Annotated in this window: 7 protein-coding genes; 1 reads left to right on the forward strand and 6 read right to left on the reverse strand. The window is 61.9% G+C overall.

Annotation, left to right across the window (positions count from 1 at the left end; genetic code table 11):
• Positions 1 to 125: 125 nt before the first annotated feature.
• The 5 genes from MOQ06_RS04130 to MOQ06_RS04150 all read right to left on the reverse strand — a co-directional run bounded on the left by MOQ06_RS04130 (position 126) and on the right by MOQ06_RS04150 (position 17,975).
• Positions 126 to 1,325 (reverse strand): HlyD family efflux transporter periplasmic adaptor subunit, encoded by a 1,200-nt coding sequence (locus tag MOQ06_RS04130; RefSeq protein ID WP_227009795.1) that lies wholly within the window; start codon positions 1,323 to 1,325, stop codon positions 126 to 128.
• A complete protein-coding gene (locus MOQ06_RS04135; RefSeq protein ID WP_148421425.1) occupies positions 1,306 to 3,498 on the reverse strand; it encodes a type I secretion system permease/ATPase in 2,193 nt (730 codons plus the stop codon). The genes MOQ06_RS04130 and MOQ06_RS04135 overlap by 20 nt, the downstream gene beginning before the upstream one ends.
• On the reverse strand, positions 3,495 to 4,898 hold the full coding sequence (locus MOQ06_RS04140) for a TolC family outer membrane protein (RefSeq protein WP_242171343.1): 1,404 nt from the start codon (positions 4,896 to 4,898) through the stop codon (positions 3,495 to 3,497). The genes MOQ06_RS04135 and MOQ06_RS04140 overlap by 4 nt, the downstream gene beginning before the upstream one ends.
• An 82-nt stretch (positions 4,899 to 4,980) precedes the next feature.
• Complete coding sequence (locus MOQ06_RS04145) at positions 4,981 to 16,161, reverse strand: BapA/Bap/LapF family large adhesin (RefSeq protein ID WP_242171346.1); 11,181 nt, start codon at positions 16,159 to 16,161, stop codon at positions 4,981 to 4,983.
• An 896-nt stretch (positions 16,162 to 17,057) separates the two neighbouring features.
• Positions 17,058 to 17,975: a LysR family transcriptional regulator gene (locus tag MOQ06_RS04150; RefSeq protein ID WP_176678688.1), complete on the reverse strand. Its 918-nt coding sequence runs from the start codon at positions 17,973 to 17,975 to the stop codon at positions 17,058 to 17,060.
• A gap of 98 nt (positions 17,976 to 18,073) precedes the next feature.
• Between MOQ06_RS04150 and MOQ06_RS04155 the strand changes: the two genes are divergently transcribed.
• The gene (locus MOQ06_RS04155) at positions 18,074 to 18,796 is read left to right on the forward strand and encodes an SDR family oxidoreductase (RefSeq protein ID WP_176678689.1); all 723 of its coding nucleotides are present in this window, start codon (positions 18,074 to 18,076) and stop codon (positions 18,794 to 18,796) included.
• 39 nt (positions 18,797 to 18,835) lie between these two features.
• Here MOQ06_RS04155 and MOQ06_RS04160 read toward each other — a convergent pair whose 3' ends face one another.
• A complete protein-coding gene (locus MOQ06_RS04160; protein WP_242171348.1) occupies positions 18,836 to 19,582 on the reverse strand; it encodes an SDR family oxidoreductase in 747 nt (248 codons plus the stop codon).
• Positions 19,583 to 19,623 lie beyond the last annotated feature (41 nt).

Consider the following 19,623-nt stretch of genomic DNA (forward strand, 5'->3'; position numbering starts at 1 on the left):
GCACAACTGTTAAATTTACTTGTTAATCATTAACTTATAATGATTTTGCGATTAAATTATGGTCGGTGATTTTGAATATTCCTCTCCCACAGGGAGAGGGAGCGTAGCCGCCACCCGGTGTTTGACTACCGCTCTCTCAGCGCCTCCTTCGCCCTGTTAAACGGCTTAATCAGATAGTCCAGCACCGTTTTCTCCCCGGTCTTAATATCTACCGTCGCGATCATCCCCGGGACAATCGAGAAGTGCCTGCCGGCCTTGTTCACCAGATAATCCTGGCTGGTACGAATAAACACCCGATAATAGAACACCTCGGGCTTGGCTTCGTCCTGAATGGTGTCCGGCGAAATGGTCTCCACCACCCCGTGCAGCCCGCCGTAAATGGCGTAATCGTAGGCGGTGATCTTCACCAGCGCCTCCTGATTAGGATGGATAAAGGCGATATCGCGCGGCGAAAGGCGGGTTTCAATCAGCAGGTGATCGTCCACCGGCACAATCTCCATCAGCTCGCCGTTAGGCGGGATTACGCCGCCGATGGTGGTGACTTTGATGTTTTTCACGATCCCGCGCACCGGGGATTTCACCGTCAGGCGGGTGACGGAATCCTCGCGGCCTTTCAGGATCGCCGACACCATATCCACCTCGGCGTTGGCCTTCGACAGCGCTTCCCGGGCCTGCACGTAATACTGGGAACGCACGTCGGTGAGCTTCAGCTCCAGGTCGCTTTTCTGGCGCTGCAGGCGCAGCACTTCCACGTGGCTGGCAGCCCCGGTTTTCACCAGCCGCTGGGTGATCGCCAGCTCCTTATTGGCGAGCGCCAGGGCGGAGCGCAGCTCACGCTGCGTGTCCTCCAGCTGCGCGCGCCGCGAGTTGTAGAGCCGCGTTTCGGCGGCGGTCAGGTCGGTCCATTTCTCCAGCGAAGGCGGGAACTTCAGCGGCAGATCGTTCACCTCAGCGTACAGACGGGCGCTGGAGGCCAGCGACGCGCGGTAGCGCGCCGCGCTTTCGCCAACGTTAGATTCCGAGCGGGTTGGATCAAGCCGCGCCAGCACCTGTCCGGCCTGCACCTGATCGCCTTCGTGCACGTTCAGCTCGGTGAGGATCCCCCCGTCCAGGGACTGCAGCACCTGCTCGCGCGAGCTGGGGATCACTTTACCGGTCCCGGTTGAGACTTCGTCCAGCACCCCGAACCACGCCCAGACGCCCAGCACCACAAACATCAGCAGGGAGAAAAAAACAATGCGCCGGGCGCCGGTATACCCGCTTTCGGAGTCGAGCGCGTTATCCAGATCGTCCACCGCGGCAACGTCACGCTGACTGATTTTCATTTTTCCACTCCCGTCCGGTTGCCTGCTGCTGTTGCTGCATTCGGCTGTTGTTCAGCGCCTGCGCTTTTGGCGCATCCATCACCAGCATCCCGTCTTTGAGCACCACCACGCGCTCTACCAGGTCCAGCACCGGCACGCGGTGGGTTGCAACCACCAGCGTGCGGTTGCCGAGCCAGGCTCCGAGACGCTGAATAAACTCCCGCTCGGTGTGTTCATCCAGGGAGGCGGTCGGTTCATCCATCAGCACGATATTCGGATCGCGTAGCAGCATTCTCGCCAGCAGAATGGACTGCCGCTGGCCGCCGGACAGCCCCACGCCGTTCTCCATAATCGGGTAATCCAGCCCCTTCGGCAGCTTCTGCACAAAGCTGGCCGCGCCGCACATCTCCAGCACCTCGAAGATCTCTTCATCGGTGGCGCGCGGCATCCCGAGCGTGATGTTCTCGCGCAGGGTGCCGTAAAACAGCCGCGCGTTCTGGGTCATAAAGCCGACGTTTCGCCGCACGTCCGCCACGTCCAGATGGGGCAGGCTAAGGTTATCCAGCCGCAGCTCGCCGCCGGCCAGATCCATGCCGCCCGCCATCGCCTGGAGCAGGGTGGATTTGCCCGCGCCGTTACGCCCGAGGATCGCCACTTTCTCGCCCGGCCTGATCTCCAGGCGGTTGATGCGCAGCGCCATGCGCGGATCTTCCGGGTGATAGCGGAACTGCGCCTGCTCGAAAAGATAGTGACCGCGCAGCACGTCCTGACGGATCGGCGTCTCTTCGCGCTGGTTCTCCGTCGGCAGCTGCATAATGCTGTCCAGCCCCTCTTTGGCAGCCTTGACCTGCTGCCAGCGGGCCAGCACGCCGCACAGCGTCGCCATCGGGGCGATCATTCGCGAGGCCAGCATCGAGGCGGCCACCACCGAACCGGTGGTTAAGGTCCCGTCGATGACCATCGGGGCACCTACCACGATCACCCCGGCGTAGACCAGGCTCTGAATCGTCATCCCCCAGCTGATCAGGTTCTGCGTCAGCTCGCGGGTGCGCAGGCCGGATTCCGCGGTGATCTGGATATAGCTGTTCCACTGCTGCAAAAAGCGGTTTTCCGCCTGCATCAGCTTGATGTCCTCCAGCCCCTGCACGCTCTCCACCAGCACCGCGTTGCGCAGGGTCGATTCATGCGCCGACTGCTTCGCCAGCTCCGCCAGCTTCTTTTGCAGCAGCAGGCCGGGCAGGACCATGATCACCGCCGCCACCGGGGCGATCCACGCCAGCTGCGGCGCGATGATCGCAAGCACAATCACAAACAGGATAAAGAACGGCAGATCGACGATGGTGGAAATGGTGGAGGAGGTGACCATCTCGCGGATCTGCTCCAGCTCGCGCAGCTGGGAGATAAAGCTGCCGGTGGATCGCGGAATGGCGCTGTGGCGCAGCCGTAGCGCATGGCCGAACACGCGATCCGACACGCGCAGATCCGAGCGTTTGCCCAGCAGATCCATAATGTGTCCGCGCGCGACGCGCAGCACAAAGCCAAACAGCGTGGCGATCAGCACCCCGATGGTCAGCACGTAGAGCGTCGGGTAGGACTGGGCGGGGATCACCCGGTCATACACCTGCATGGAAAACACAATCCCCGACAGGGAAAGCACGTTGATAAACAGCGCTGCCAGCATTACCCAGCTGTAGGGACGCAGGTCGCGCATCACCAGCCGGTAGAGCCAGTCCGGGCGGTATTTTGAGATGTAGGCATCCACGCGGCTGTCCTTCAGCGCCGCCAGCGGCCGCAGGGCAATAACGTGGCGGATGGCGGGCAACATCGCGCTCATCGACAGGCGGTTGGTGTGCATTTTGTCGTCGAAGAAGCTGACCTCAAGCGTGTCTTCGCCGTCGAAATTGTCGATCACGCCGATCTTTCCGTCGCTCAGCTCCACCACCACCGGCAGCCGCCAGCTGTTAATAGACTGCTGATCGGCCGTCAGCAGCTGAAACGTCAGCCCGGCTTCGCGGGCGAGCTGGGTCAGCGCGGGGACCATCGGTTTGCCCTTCAGCCACGGCGCGCCCGCGATCAGCGAGCCCGGCGAGCAGGCAACGCGATAGCGTGTCGCCACGTAGCCAAACGCCTGCGCCCACTGCTCCAGCGCCTCATCCGTCATGTTTTCACCCTGCGGGATATCGCGTTGCTTCATGGCTGGATCTCCACGGTCTGGATGGTGCGGTTTTCAAGATCGAACGCGTGACGCAGACGCCCGGTCTGGTAGAGGCAGTTCAGCTGAAGCTGATGCAGCTGTCCGGCGGTTTGCTGCTGGGTGAAGCGCGCCTGATAAACCTCCTGCTCGGCGTTGAGCACGTCGAGCAGCGGACGGGAGCCGAGATCGAGATACTGCTGCTGATACAGCTCGCGGGTGCGGGCGCTGAGCGCTTCCTGACGTCCCTGGATCTGTAGCGTGCTCATCAGGCTCATCACCTGGCTGCGCGCCTCAAGCAGCTTTTGCCGCACGTCGAGACGCGTGCGCTGGATGGCGGACTGGGCCGATTCAACCGCGTGTCCGGCAGCGTTGCGCCGGGCGGTAAGGCCGCCGCCCTGATAGAGCGGCATCTGCACTTTTACCCACGCGGAGTACTGGGTGCGGTCCCGCGTTTCGTTGCCGGAGTAGCGGTCGTTAAGATAGTGGCGGACTTCCGGCTCCAGCGAGACGGTAGGGGTCATCTGCGCGTTGGCATAGTCGAGATTGGCCTGCGCGACGTTGGCCTGCGCCCAGGCCGCTAAAACCGAGGGCACCAGGCGATCGTCCGGCTCGGCGATATCGCAGCTGTGGGCCAGGCTTTGCGGAAATTCATTGCTGACCGCGTTCAGGCTGTCCCAGCCCAGCATGCTCATCAGCGTGGCGCGAGAGCTGTCGAGGCTGGCCTGATACTGCATCAGCTGCGCGCGCGCGCCTTCAATACGGGCATCGGTCTGCACGACGTCAGAGAGCGACGTGGCCCCTTCGTCATTGCGCAGCTTCGTCAGCGAGCCGATGGAGGTCAGGGCATCCAGCTGCTCTTTGGCGGTACCCACCATCTGCTGCCATGTCTGAACCTGCACCATGGCGATGGCGGTATCGTGGGCGATGGTGTCGATGCTCACCAGCACGTTGGCCTGCTGCTGGGCGACGCCCGCGTTTTCGGCGCGCACCTGGCTTGCGACTTTGCCGAAGTCGTAGAGCATTTGCGAAAGGGAAAGCACCAGCGACGGGGTAAAGCCGTTGTCGTCACCGTCGTGGGTATAGCCGTTATCCATGCCGGCGTTAATCTGCGGATAGTATTTCGATTTAGCGACGTCCACGTTTTCGCTCTGTTGATAGAGTTTGCCGACGGCTTCACTGATGGCAGGATGCCAGCTCACGGCGCGGTTAACGGCGTCGTCCAGCCGTAGCGTGCCGGGGGCGGCTTTGCTGGCAACGGGCGCCACGCGGCCATTTAACGAGGGGAGTTCCTGCGTTTCGCTTAATTGTCCGGTATTAATCATCGCCGCAGGATTTGCCGCGATAGCGGGCACAGATATCAGGCAGCACGAGAGCCACCAGTAAGGCATCTTCTTTCCCATGTCTTGTCCCTAATAAAAGAGTACTGCTTTATTGTTTATGCCCGGGCGCTGTTCGCGCCCGGGTCATTTACTGCACGTGCTATCAGGTAATGATGTGTTGTTGGTTAACAAGCTCGTCGTAGGTGGTCTGAACGTTATCAAGCGTAACGAGCGTAGATTTAGTGTAGGCGGCTCCCGTGCCGTCACGGTCGATGGAGATCACAGTATTGCCACCGCTTTGTGAAACAGAGACATAGTTCCCAAGCGTCGACGCGCTACCGTTCCAGCCCACCAGCAGATCGCCAATGTCGATCTTGTCTCCCTGCGCCAGGGAGAAGTTCGTCCAGTGGTCGCCTCCGGCGCTGGTGATGTTGCCCCCCGTCGCGTTACCCGCCGTATTGTTCAACACCTGATAAATCAGGGTGTCGCCGTAGGCCGTGCCGCTAATCAGATCGTTATGCTCCGAACTGACAAATTTCGGCGCCATGTTGATGGTCAGCGACGCGGTATCTTTGGTGCCGTTGGCGTCGGTCAGGGTGTAGTTAAAGACCTCCTTGCTGGTGATGGACGAGAACGATACCCCCGGGTTGAGCGTGTAGGTGTAACTGCCGTCGGCGGCAATCGCCAGCGTGCCGTAGTGGCCCGTGATGTTGACCTGCGTGCTGCCGCTGTACGGATCGAGCGTTGTGGTAACGCCGTCGTAGCCGGTAATGCTCACGCGGGTATCCACCGAGTGCAGCTGATCCATCGCGCCCGCGGAGCCGGTACCGTCAAAGATATTGCCGTCAACGGTGTGGGTGCCCGTGGCGTCGAACTGCGACAGCGAATAGCTGGTGCCGGTCACGCTTGGGGTGATGGTGATATTCCCCACCGCCAGCGGCCCCATCTTGCCGGTGTAGTTCAGGGTATAGGTTCCCGCTTCCAGGTCGAGACCCGTCAGGTTGATGGTGGCCCTGCCGCCCAGCAGCAGCCCGCCGTTGAACGAGCCGTTTCGGATGGTGGTGGTGCCGTTGGTCAGCGTCCAGTCAACCGTTAATCCGCCAAGCGACAGCAGCGAGGCAACGTTAAACGTCAGAACCACGTTGTGCAGCGCGGTATTGGCATCCACCACGAAGGTACCGGTGCCGCTGCCCTGCGTTGAGGAGAGCAGCGCGGCGTTCCAGCTCGCCGACCCGACCGTGGTATCCGAGTACGCGGCGGTGCGGTGTACCGAGTTCACGTCCATCACCGAGCTGACATCGTTCACCGCGTCCATTGGGCGCGCGGTTGGGGTGATGTTCAGCGATGCCGTGTCTTTTGAACCGTCAGGCGCGGTGATGGTGTAGACGAAGGTATCCGGCGTGCTGATTTGGTCAGCGCCGACGCCGCTCTTCAGGGTATAGGTGTACTCCCCGGCGGCGTTGATGCTCAGCGTACCGTACTCGCCGGTAATCTGCGTCAGGCCGCTGCCGTTCACCGCCACGCCGTTAACCTGCGTGACCAGGGTGCCTGCTGGCGCAACATCATCCGACAGCACGTCCCCGGTGGTGGTCTCGCTCACGCTTGCCACGCTGTAGACATGATCCTGCAGCACGTTGAGCGTGTAGGCCGTCAGCGCGGTGATCCCCGCCGCCGTATTCAGCAGGAACAGGTACTCGCCCGCCGGCAGATTCAGCGTCAGCTGCGGTGAGGTCCCGCCCAGCAGCGGCGCGCGCAGCCAGCCCGGTTCAACGCGCATCTGCTCGAAGGTCTGCGTCGCATTGTTGAACTTATAGATGTAGAGGTCGAACACCGAGGCCAGCGCCACGCCGCCAACGGACGCCTGAACGGTCATGGTGCGGGTGGTGCCTTCCTCGACGGTGTAGATGATCGGGTTAGCCAGATCGTCCAGCAGGTTCAGCCCGAGCGTATTGCCAAGGTTGATGCCTACCAGGGTAAAGCCGCCCTGCGAAGACGCGCCGTTGTTGATGGCCTCCACGGTGGTATCGAAGGTCAGCGAGGCGGTATCGTCCACGGCCACGATGCTGCTGCTGGTGGTTCCGTCGCCCAGGGAGAGCACCAGATTTGCCGAGGCGCTGGTGCCGTTATGGGTGATGGTGTAGGTGAAGTTCTCCGTGCGGCCAATGACCGCGGCGCTGGTGTTGGTCAGGTTGTAGGTATAGCTGCCGTCCAGGTTGATGGTCAGCGTACCGTACAGCCCCTGAATCACCGTGCCGTCAGCCGTGACGCTGGTGGTGGTGCCCTGGGCGTTGGTGACCGCGGTGACGGTGGTGCCCGCCGGGGCATTGTCGCTGCCTGCGGTCGGATCCACGTCGGTGATCACGTTACCGGCAAGGCTGGTATCGCCGGACACGGTGCCCGCGCTGGTCTCCTTCACCGCCACGTCGAGGCTGGTGTAGGAGCCGGTTGCCAGCAGGTTGGTGTTATAGCTCAGAACGCGATACTGGCCGTTCGCCAGCCCGGCCAGGTTCAGCGACACGCCAGTGGCGCCGAGTGTCAGCAGGTCAGCGAACTGCGGCTGCCCGGTATCGACCACGGTGGTCCAGGTATTGTTGGCGGCGTCGAAGCGCTGCACCACCAGCTCGAGGGTATTGAGCAGGGAGAGCACGGCACCCGTGGCGTTGGCGTTCACGGCAATGTCCGCGCTGCCGCCGCTGCCAACGGTGAAACCAACCTGCGCGGTGTCGTTGCCGAGCAGCGTCAGCACGTTACCCACCGCACCCACCAGCAGGAAACCGTAGTCGCTGTACTGCGAATTGGTCACCGTGGCGGTGGTGGTGAGCGCCAGCTCTTCGACGTTGGTGCTGGCCGACAGCGGCACGACCGGCGCCAGGGCTGAGCCGGGCAGCGAGACGTTGCCTGCCGGATCGGTAGCGGTGATCTGCAGCGTCTGACCTTCCGTCTGTTTATTGAGGAAGGTGTAGCTCCAGGTACCGTTGCTGTCCGCCGTGGCGGTGACCGTTGAATTGTCCGCCAGGCGGATGGTGACGGTGCTGCCCGCTTCGGCGCTGCCGGTCAGGACGCTGCCGTCCGCGTTGAAGGTCCCGGTCGGGGCCGCTGGCGCAGTGAGATCGACAATGACGGTGGTCGGGGTTGAGATCGGGCTGGTGCCTGAACCGTTGCCCGCCGTGGCGGTGAAGGCATGCGGGCCTTCACTCAGCGCTGGCGTGGTGAAGCTCCAGCTGCCGTTGACGTCCGCGGTGACCGTACCCATCACCACCCCGTTGTTGTACAGGGTGATGGTCGCGTTCGGCTGCGCCGTGCCGCTCAGGGTTGGCGTAGTGTCGTCGGTGGTTTTGCCGTTGGTCAGGTTGCCGGTAACCGTGCCGACGTTATCGTTGATGGTGGCGATAACCGGGGCGTCCGGGATGGTCGTGATCGGCGCAATCACCGAGGTCGTTACGCCCGCGTTCCCGGCCTTATCCGTCGCATAGACAATCAGCGACTCCCCGCCGTTTTGCGGCGGACTGATGGTGGCGCTGAAGCTTCCGCTACCGTCCGCGACGGCCGTACCGAGCACCGTTCCGGTGCTGGTGGTGATGGTGACGGTACTGCCAGCTTCCGCCGTACCGGTAACCAGCGTACCGTTGGCGATCACCGCCAGACCGGCTGGCGCAGGTGGTGGCGTCAGGTCGACGTTCAGCGTGATAACCGGCGACGGCGCGCTGGTATTGCCCGCGGCGTCGGTGGCGGTCACGGTGAGGTTATGCGCTCCTTGGGCCAGTACCGTGGTCTGCGGCAGCGTCCAGCTGCCGTTGGCGTCGGCGGTCACCGTTCCAATCAGCGTCGTGCCGTCGTAAATGCGCACGGTGGAATTGGCTTCCGCCGTACCGTTTAGCGTCGGACGCGCGTCGTTGGTTGGGTTGGTGCCGGTTACCGGGCCGGTGATGCTGCCCACATCATCCACAATCGAGGTGATGGCCGGTGCGACAGGGGCCGTGGCGTCCACGTTGATGGTGTAACCCCCGGTCTGCGCGCTGGCGTTGCCCACCGCGTCGGTGGCGGAGAAGGTCAGGTTATGCGGGCCGTCAGCCAGCGGCGTCGACGGCGTGAACGTCCACGCGCCGCCGGTAGCGACAGCGGTGCCAATCTGTACGCCATTGTCAAAGATGGTTATCGTCGCCCCGGCTTCCGCCGTGCCGGTCAGCGTTGGTCGGGCATCGTTGGTTAACCCGCCGCTGGCGATCGGCGTTGCGGCATTACCGACGTCATCGGTAATGCTGGTCAGCACCGGCAGCGCAGGCGGCGCGGTATCAACGGTCAGGCTGAAGCTGGCGGACGGATCGCTGGTGTTGCCCGCCTGGTCCGTTACTTCTGCGGTAAAGGTGTGTGGCCCGTCGCCCAGCGGCGCGGTGATATCGACGGTCCAGTTGCCGTTGGCATCGGCCGTACCGGTGCCTACCAGCGTGGTGCCCTCATAGATATTCACCGTTGCCAGCGGTTCGCTGGTTCCCACCAGTCGAGGCTGGGTATCGTTCGTGGCCTGCCCGGCACCGATCGCTCCCGTGACGGTACCGACATCGTCAATTGCCTGGGTAATAACAGGCGCGACGGGCGCGGCGGTATCCACAACCAGCGTGAAGCCCGGTGAGGCAGGGCTGACGTTGCCCGCGGCGTCGGTTGCCGTGGCGGTCCAGGTGTGGCTGCCGTTTGCCAGCGTGCCGGGGGTAAAGCTCCAGACGCCGTTTGCGTCCGCCACGGCGGTACCCACTTCACGACCGCTTTCATAAATGGTGATGGTCGCGTTGGCCGCCGCGGTGCCGTTCAGCGTTGGCGTGGTGTCGTCCGTGCTCTGCCCGGAGGCGACCGGGCCCAGCACGGTACCGACATCGTCGGTGGCCGGGGTAAAGGCCGGCGCCTCGGGCACTGACGTATCCACCGTCAGGTTGAACGCTGGCGACGTTGGTCCGGTATTGCCTGCAGCATCGGTGGCGTTAAAGGTAATGGCGTGCGGCCCTTCGCCCAGTTCGGTGGTCGGCGTAAAGGTCCAGGTGCCCTGGGCGTTGACCACCGCCGTGCCGATTTCCACATCATCGACAATCACGTGTACCGTTGAGCCCACTTCGCCGGTGCCGGTGAAGGTAGGACGGGTATCGTTCGTGGAGCCGTCGGTGACGATGGTTCCGGTACCCGGCGCGGCGTCGTCAATCACCGAGGTCACGGCCGGTGCCGCCGGGCCGGTGGTATCGACCGTAAAGGCGAATACCGGCGAGTTGGCAGACACGTTTCCAACGTCATCGCTGGCGTTGACGCGCAGGCTGTAAGTCCCGTCCGGGAGGATCGGATCCGGCGTAAAGGTCCAGTTGCCGCTGCCGTCAACCGTGGCGGTACCAATCTCCACGCCGTTGTTCAGCACGTGAATGGTGGTACCCGCCTGGCCGGTACCGCTGAGGGTTGGCGTGGCGTCATTGGTGACCTGTCCGGCGGTAAGCGGGCCGGTTACGCCACCCGGGGCGTTGTCGCTGACCGTCGCGATCGTCGGCACCTGTGGCGCGGTAAGATCGATTTCAACGCTCCAGGCGTTGGACGGCTGGCTGACGTTGCCCTGCGGATCGGTCGCTCTGACGGTAAAATTATGCGTTCCTTCGCCGAGGGCGGTTTCTGGGGTAAATGTCCAGGCGCCGGTTTCGTCCGCTGCCACGGTGCCAATCTGCGTGGTGCCGTCAAAAATGGCGACGACGCTGTTCGGCTCTGCGGTACCGGTCAGGGTTGGCGTGGCGTCGTTGGTCGGATCGCCGCTTGGGACAGGCGTTGCGGCATTGCCGGCGTTATCCGTCACGCTGGTAATTACCGGCGTGGTGGAAACGGTATCGACGACGATGGTGATGCCCGCCGACTCTGCGCTCTCGTTGCCGGCCGGATCGGTGGCCGTCACGGTGAGCGTGTGGCTGCCGTCATCCAGCGCTGGCGGCGTATAGCTCCAGGTGCCGGTCGGACCGACAACAACGGTGCCCAGCGGGTTGCCGTTGCTGTATACCGTAATGGTGTCCCCGGCGGTGCCCGTGCCGGTAAGGGTAGGACGGTTGTCGTTGGTGCTCTGCCCGTCGCCGACCGGACCGGTGACGGGACCCACGTCATCGGTCACCGCGCCGATGGCTGGCGCGGTTGGATCGGTGAGGTCGACGGTGACGGAGGCGACCGGCGAGCGGCCGCTGGTGGCACCGGTGGTGATATTCGTGGCGGTCACTTCAAAGGTGTGTGAGCCTTCCGCGAGCGGCAGCAGCGGCGTGTAGCTCCAGTTGCCGTCTGCATCCGCAACAACGCTGGTCAGCGGAACCAGCACCCCATCCTGATAAATGGCGATGACGCTGCCCGGATCGGCGGTGCCGGTAAGGGTTGGCTGGGTGTCGTTGGTGGTTTTGTCCTTCACATCGCCAGTGACCGGATCGGCGTCGTCGTTGATTGCCGTAATCACCGGTACCGCAGGCAGATCGAGCGGGGAGTCCGGCACGTCAAAGGTGGTTGTCGGGCCTTCATTGCCTGCCGCGTCCGTGGCGGTGATCTCAAGTGTGGTCGTATCCAGCTGGGCCGGGGAGAGGGCGATGGTGAAGGTGCCTCCCGTCGCGACTCCGGTCCCGATGATATTGCCGTTAGCGTCACGAACCGTCACCGTCACGCCATCTTCCGCCTCACCGGTCAGCGGCGTGCCCTGCGCGGCAATGGCGATGTTCTCTGGCGCTGCCGGAGCCTGGGTATCTACCGTCACGCTGAGATCGCCGGAGCTGGCGGAGGTATTTCCCGCCGCGTCGCTCGCGGCAACCGAGAAGGTGTGCTGCCCGTCCGCCAGCGCGGGGTCTGCGGTCCAGGACCATGTCCCGTCCGGCTGAACCACCACGACAACCGGCGACGGTGCGCCGTCCACGGAAACCGTTACGGTTGATCCCGGCTCGCCAATCCCGGTAAGGGTAGGCGTGCCGTCGCGGGTATAGAGAACGTTATCCGTCAGCTGGCTGTCGGACAACGCGTCAATTTGCGGCACGGTTGGCGCCTGGGTATCAACCGTCACCGTAAAGAGCGGGCTGGTTGGGCTGAGGTTGCCCGCACCGTCTACCGCCGCCACGGTGATGTTCAGCGGGCCGTCGGTCTGCGTCGGCAGGGTGTAAGACCATGCACCATCAACGATCGGAACGCGCGCCACCTCCACGCCGTTGTTGTAGACGATTACCGTCTCACCGCTGGTGCCGGTGCCGCTCATGGTCGGCGTGGTGTCGCTGGTGGAGCCGCCGTTCTGCGCGCCGCCGATGGCGCTGATGGTCGGGGTATCCGCCGCGACGGTATCTACCGTAATCGAAATGCCTGCCGATGGAGCCGATTCGTTACCCGCCTCATCGGTAGCGGTGGCCGTGTATTCGTGCGTCCCTTCGCCAACGTTGGCGTCAGGACGCCAGGTCCAGTTGCCGTTACCGTCTACCGTAACGCTGCCTACGGCCTGCGGCTCGCCGGTGCCCACCTGGTCATAGATGGTGATCACGTCGTTCGGCGTGCCGGTGCCGCTAAGGACCGGACGCGGATCGTTGGTGGAGCCGCCATCGGCCACCGGGCCGGTGATCTGGCTCACGCTGTCCGTCACCACCGGAACGCCCGGCGCGGCAGGCGCGTCGCTGTCAATGGTGATGGTTACCGGCGTGGACGGGGCGCTTTCGTTACCCGCGCTGTCCTGATTGGTCACCGTCAGGGAGAGATCGTAGGTGCCGTCAGGGAGCGGATCGTCCGGCGTCCAGCTCCAGTTCCCGTCGGCATCGATCTCTGCTTCACCAATTTTGGTGCCGCCATCGTAAATGTTCACCGTATCCCCCGGCGTACCCGAGCCGCTCAGGGTCGGCGTGGTGTCGCGGGTGGTTTCACCCGGGTTCAGGGCCGTGCCCGGGGTGCTGCCGTCCGGGTTAACGGTGATGTCAGGAATGGCCGGCGTCGCGGGCGCGGTGGTGTCAATCGCCAGCTCAAACGGTGGGGATATGGTGATGTTACCCGCCGCATCGGTAGCGTGGACCGTCAGCGAATGCGGGCCGTCCGTCAGCGGCGTGGTGGGCGTAAAGCTCCAGCCGCCGCTGCCGTCAAGCACGGCCGTGCCGAGCAGGGTTGTACCGTCGTAGACAGTGATGGTGGTACCTTCCGGCGCGGTGCCCTGCAGCTGCGGCAGGGTGTCGTCGGTGGTGTCTCCGCTGTTGAGCGGAAGCTGCACGGGACCGACGTTGTCGGAGACGGCACCAATCGTGGCTGCCGGCGGCGGGGTGGTGTCAACGGTAAGGGTAAAGCCGCCGGACGGTGCGCTGGCGTTGCCTGCCGCATCGCTCGCGACGACGGTGAAAGTGTGCTGACCGTCTTCTAATGGCTCGTCTGGGGTGAAGGTCCATGCCCCGGCGCTGTTAACGGAAGCGGTACCGATATCCTGTCCGTCCAGGCGGATCGTCACGGTGGTGCCCGGCTCGCCGGTTCCGCTCAGGGTTGGGAGCGTGTCGTTGGTGGTGCCATTGGTGTCCAGCGGCCCGGTGCGGTCCGGCACGTCATCAATGACCTGGGTAATCGCCGGGACGGCCGGAGCGGAGGTATCCACCGTGATGCTCCAGGTGTTTGACGTCCCGCTGAGGTTATTGTTGGCGTCAACCGCCGTCGCCGTCAGAACGTGCCCGCCGTCGGGAAGATCCGCTTCCAGCGTGATGGACCACTGGCCGTCGGGCCCAACCACCGCGGTGCCGATTTCAGCGGTGCCGCTGTAGAGGGTGATCGTGGTGCCGGGCTCGCCCGTTCCGTTGATGGTCGGGGTTTTGTCGTTGGTGAGACCGTTCTGGCTGACGGAGCCGGTGACGCCGGGCTCATCATCCACCACGCCGGTGATAACCGGGGTTTGTGCCGCGGTGATATCCGGCGCGTCAAACGGCGCGGTCGGACCGGTGTTGCCTGCGGCGTCAGTGGCATCCGCGGTCAGCGCTTCGCCGTTGGCTTTCGGCGGGATCAGGTCAACGCTGAAATTACCCTCATCGTCCGCGACCGCTTCACCGACCTTCACGCCGTTTTCACGAATGGTGACGGTGCTGCCCGGCTCGGCGGTACCGGTTACCGTCGTGCCGTCTGGAGAAATCACCACGTTTTCCGGGGCCAGCGGATCGGTGGTATCCGGCGCGTCGGCATAGCCAGACGGGCTGGTGTTGCCGCTGCCGTCGGTAGCCGTCACCTCAAGGGCTTCGCCGTTGGTCTGCGGTGGAGAAATCGGGATGGTGAAGGTGCCGTCCGGCCCCGCGGTGGCTTCGCCGATGATGGTACCGTCCGGCGCCCTGATCGTAATGGTGCTGTTTGGCTCGGCGGTGCCGCTGACGCTTCCACCGTTTTCTGCCACCACAAGGTTGCCCGGCGCGGCAGGCGCGGTGATATCCGCCGCGTTAACCACTGCCGGCTGGCTCTGGTTGCCTGCGGCATCGGACGCGACCACGGAAATAATCTCGCCGTTGGTTTGCGCAGGGTTCAGGTTGGCGACGTAGTTGCCGTTGCTGTCGGCGGTAGCTTCGCCGATTTTCAGCCCACTGTTGTTGGTGATAACGATTTTACTGCCCGGCTCGGCGGTACCGGTGATTTGCGTGCCTGCGGAATTGATCGTCGCTGCGGGCAGCGGAGGCGGCGTGAGATCGACGGTGAAGCTGATCGGCTGAGACATGCCGCTCTGGTTTCCTGCCGCATCGGTTTCGCGCAGGGTGATCGAGTGTGGACCCTCCGCCAGCGGAGCGGCTGGCGTGATGCTCCACGTGCCGTCAGGCAGAACGGTGGTGCTGCCGATGGCAACGCCGTTATCGTAAATCGTGATGGTGCTGCCGGGTTCCCCTCTGCCCGTCAGCCGGGGCTGCGACTCGTCGGTAAACTGCCCGGCGGTAATCGCGCCTTTCAGCCCCCCGGTATCGTCGTTAACGATAAATCCTGTCGGCGCTGCCGGGGTGGTGACGTCCACCGTCACGGTAAAGGCCGGCGAAGCCGGACCGGTGTTTCCGGCCACGTCGGTGGCGCGCACGGTCAGCTGGTGGCTGCCTTCGCTCAGGTTCACCGACGGCGTAAAGCTCCAGCTTCCGTTGCTGCCGACGACAGTCGTACCAATGGCAACGCCGTTGTCATAGATGGTGATCGTAGAGCCGGCTTCTGCCGTGCCGGTAAGCTGTGGGCGCGGGTCGTTGGTGGTGCTTCCGCTCCCGAGCGTGCCGGTATTAGGCGCGACATCATCGGTAATGCCGGTGATAGCCGGGGCGCCCGGCGCGACCGTATCAACCACGAAGGTCACCGCCGTGGACGGCGGGCTGATATTGCCTGCGGCATCGGTTGCGGTGGTGGTAATCGAGTGGCTGCCTTCAGACAGGTTGGTTGCTGGGGTAAAGCTCCATTTCCCGCTGGCGTCGGCCGTGACGGTGCCGATCGGTTTGCCGTTGTCGTAGAAGGTAATGACGGTACCGGCTTCACTGATGCCGCTGAACGTCGGGCGTGCATCGTCGGTACGCTGTCCGTTGCTCAGCGGGCCCGCTTCGGTACCCACGCTGTCGGTAACGGTGACGATCTCCGGCGCATCCGGTGCGGTCAGATCCGGCGCGGTCACCTGGCCGCCCTGGCTGGCGTTTCCGGACGGATCGGTGGCGATGGCGGTAATTTTTTCGCCGTTGGTGAGCGGCGTACCGAGCTCAATGGTAAATTTCCCGTCGCTGCCCGCCTTGCCTGTCCCGACCGTGTTGCCATCGGCATCCTTCAGCGTGATGGTACTGCCAGGCTCGGCGCTGCCGGTAACGGTTTTGCCGTCCGGGGAGAATTGCAGGTTGGTTGGCGCGTCCGGTGGCGTGGTGTCAGGTTCGGTAGGGTTGCCCGGGCCCGGATTGCCGGGGTTCGGGTTATCGTCATCGTCGTCCCCGCCGCCTCCGCCGCCGGAGCCTGCCGCAATGGCGATCCCGCCTGCGGCGGCCAGGCCGCCCAGCACCCATGGCCATACGGCTGCGCCGCCCGCGTCGCTCCCGGATGCCGCCAGCAACGCGTCCGTGGAGGCGATGGATTCATAGGTAGCGGCACCGGTTGGATCGTCAATCCACCACAGCGCACCGTCGCTTTCCTGGAGCACCAGCTGGCTCACGCCCTGCGCATCCGTGACGAAAAAATTCTTCAGGGTGATCACTTCGCCCGATTGCAGGGTAATCACCAGATCGTTTCCGCTGCGGGAGTAATCTGCGATGTCGGCTCGATCCACGTTAAGCTTAACGATTGAGGAATTATCGAGTGTTATCTGTGTCCCTTCCGTGGTCGTTTCCACGCCAGTTAATTTAGATATAACAGATATTTGGCTCATACAGTTATTACTCCAGCAGAGTTATTGGTTACGGCGTGTCAATCAAGGCCATCGTTTCTGAAGGGATGAGCGCGCTCCCGGCGAAAATACTGTTAAATAAACAGGATTTACCGTTACTTTCTTTAGCGCGAACGATGCCCGCCAGTATTAAAAGTGGCAACATCAGGGCGAAGCTAATTATTTACTTAAGAAACTGTTGTTTATTTATATATTTGCGATGCGTAAGCCTTATTATTTGTGCAGGTATGGGTTTATTTCGTTATGAAAATGATATAGCTATAAATGTCTGAATAAGCAAATTAAGTAACCGTAAACCCTGCGCTGCGATTGCAGGGGGGATTAATCAATAGCATGAATATATTTCGTTAGCTAAAAGGGCGCGGCGTAAAAGGGGTTTTGCGTAAGAGGTGCAACCTTTAAAACGGTGCAGGCGTGGCGAAAATATTATGAAAAATGTGCGGTAAATATATAATTCAGGTTAGGGTTAATGAGTGCTTAATAGCGATTTAAGTTAGGGTAAAATATCTACTGTATGATATATTTTAAATGTTCTCATTTATAAAATATATTTTTATACGCAGGTAAAATTCTGCTACTCAAAAAATAAATTATTTCTTTATCACATTTAACAAATAAAAGGCCGCAGGCGTGGCCTTTATGAAGTATCAGGCCTTAACCGAAAGGGATGATGCCGATTTCAATGAGGGCGGCTAATGTCAAAAGAATAAAGAGGATAACGACTATGGGTCTGTACATTTTTTAAGGTTCCATCCTTGAGTGAAGTCCTGGCCATCGCGTCCGTTTTCATTTTCCACGGTAACGACGTGCTGTCGTTGATGCTCATCAAAGGGAGGCGGTAGATTAAGGAAAGTCTGCATGCCGGTGTGCGATCCGTCCTACCGCAGAGCAGGGGGCGCGGCAGGGGCATGTCGCCACTGGCGGATGTGCTCGATCAGCGCCCTGAGCTTGGGGGCCATATTGTGACGCTGGGGGAAATAGAGATAAAAGCCGGGAAAAGAGGGAAGGTACGCATCCAGCAGGGAAACCAGCTGTCCTGATTCGAGATACGGCGTGAAGGTGTCCTCCGTGGCAAAGGTTATGCCGCCACCGGCCAGGGCGAGGCTGAGCATAAGGCGCAGATCGTTAGTGGCGATCTGCGGCTCAATCGCCACATCGAACGGCACGCCTGCCTCCTCAAACTCCCAGCGATAGGGAGCAACGTCCGGAGAAGGGCGCCACCCGATGCACCGGTGCGCAACCAGCTCGCGGGGATGTTCAGGCGCGCCGCGCGTCGCCAGATAGGAGGGGGAGGCCACCACCCGTTCACGCTGCTGCCCCGTTAGGGGAACGGCAATCATGTCTTTTTCAATCACCTCGCCCAGCCTCACCCCGGCGTCGTATCCCGCCGCCACGATATCGAACTCCTCGTCCGACACGAAGATATCAAGCGAGACCTCAGGATGCGCTGCCGCAAACGATGCGAGCAGCGGGCCGGAAAGAAACGCTTCCGCAATTGAGGTGACCGCGATCCTGAGCTGACCGCGCGGCGTGCTGTCCGACACCGCATCGTCAAAGGCCGCCTCAATATTGGCGATGGGCCCCTGCAGCGCGTTACGCAGCCGTTCACCCGCTTCGGTGAGGCTTACCGAGCGCGTGGTGCGCATCACCAGCAGGGTTTGAAGCCCGTCTTCAAGACGTCTGATTCCCTGGCTGACGGCGGAGCGGGTGATGCCCAGCCGCCCGGCGGCAGCGCTGAAGCTGCGCTCCTCGGCGACCGCCAGAAAAAGCGGTAATAAATTCAGATCGATTTTCATTGTTTAATATCGCTAACCAGTGAGTCCAGTAAAGGCAGGATACAAGAAACAATGGTGCGTATCTATTATCACTCTGAACTCAACTGAAGGAGCACACCATGAACAAAGTCATCTTAATTACCGGTGCATCAAGCGGCATCGGAGAAGGTATTGCCAGAGAGCTGGGCAAGGCGGGCGCGAAGGTTTTTCTGGGAGCGCGCAGGCTGGATCGCATTCACGCCCTGGCCGATGAAATCCGCAGCGCAGGAGGGGAGGCAGAGGCCCAGGTATTGGACGTGACCAGCCGCCAGTCGATGGCCGCCTTCGTTCAGGCAGCACGGGAAAAGTGGGGCCGGATTGACGTGCTTATTAACAACGCGGGCATTATGCCTCTTTCCCCGCTCGCGGCGGGCAAGCAGGATGAGTGGGAGCGCACCATTGACGTGAATATCAAGGGCGTGTTGTGGGGAATTGGCGCGGTTCTGCCGATTATGGAAGCCCAGAACGCGGGGCAGATTATCAATATCGGCTCGATTGGCGCCTTGTCCGTCGTGCCCACGGCCGCCGTTTACTGCGCGACCAAATTTGCGGTGCGGGCCATTTCCGATGGTTTACGCCAGGAAAGTTCGAACATCCGCGTGACCTGCGTCAACCCTGGGGTGGTGGAAAGCGAACTGGCCTCAACCATTACGCACGCGGAAACCATGGCGGCGATGGATGCGTACCGCGCGATTGCCCTTAAGCCGGCTGATATCGCCCGCGCCGTGCGCCACATCATCGAGGCGCCTGAGAGCGTTGATACAACCGAAATCACCATCAGACCTACGGCATCTGCGAACTAGCGCAGCGGGTCAGGCGCCAGCCTGACCCGCTTTACCCTCTTACCACGGCTGTTCGGTTGGCATAATAAACAGCTCCGCCACGTCCACATGTTCCGGTGCCTGCAGCACGTAAAGAATCGAGTCGGCGATATCGTCGGCCTTCAGGAACGTCATCTTCTCCTTCAGCTGTTCCATCTGCGCGCGATAGTTTTCATCGCTGATATGCTCGAACAGTTCACTTTCCACGGCACCCGGCTGGAGCGAGGTGACGCGAATGTTGAACTGGGGCGCCAGCTCCATTCGCAAAATATCCGAGAAGGCGGCAACCGCGTGCTTCGTCGCGCAGTATACGCCAAGCCCGGGGAAGGTTTTGCGCCCGGCGATCGACGAGGTATTGATGATATGCCCAGACCGCTGCGACTGCATTATCGGCAGCACGGCCGCCACGGTGTTAAACAGCCCTTTTACGTTTACGTCGACCATACGGTGCCACTCGTCAACCCGGAGGCTGGCGATATCCGAAATCGGCATCAGCCCGGCGTTATTAAAGGCGATATCAATATGGCCATAGCGCTTGTGCAGTGCCGCCACCCCTTCATTAACCGAGGCCGGGTCAGTGACGTCCATGACCAGCGCCATGGCTTCGCCGCCGGCAGCCTCAATTTCAGACGCCAGCGCCTGAAGGCGATCCAGACGGCGGGCAGCGAGACCAACCCTGACGCCCTGTTCCGCTAATTTTTTGGCCGTGGAGGCCCCGATTCCGCTTGATGCACCGGTGATGAGCGCGACTTTACCTTTAAGTTCCATAAACGATCCTCTTGAGAGTTAATTTCAACGCTTCAGAAAGA

It is taken from the genome of Enterobacter sp. I4, assembly GCF_022669095.1.
In the GTDB taxonomy this organism is placed as follows: Bacteria; Pseudomonadota; Gammaproteobacteria; order Enterobacterales; family Enterobacteriaceae; genus Enterobacter; species Enterobacter pasteurii.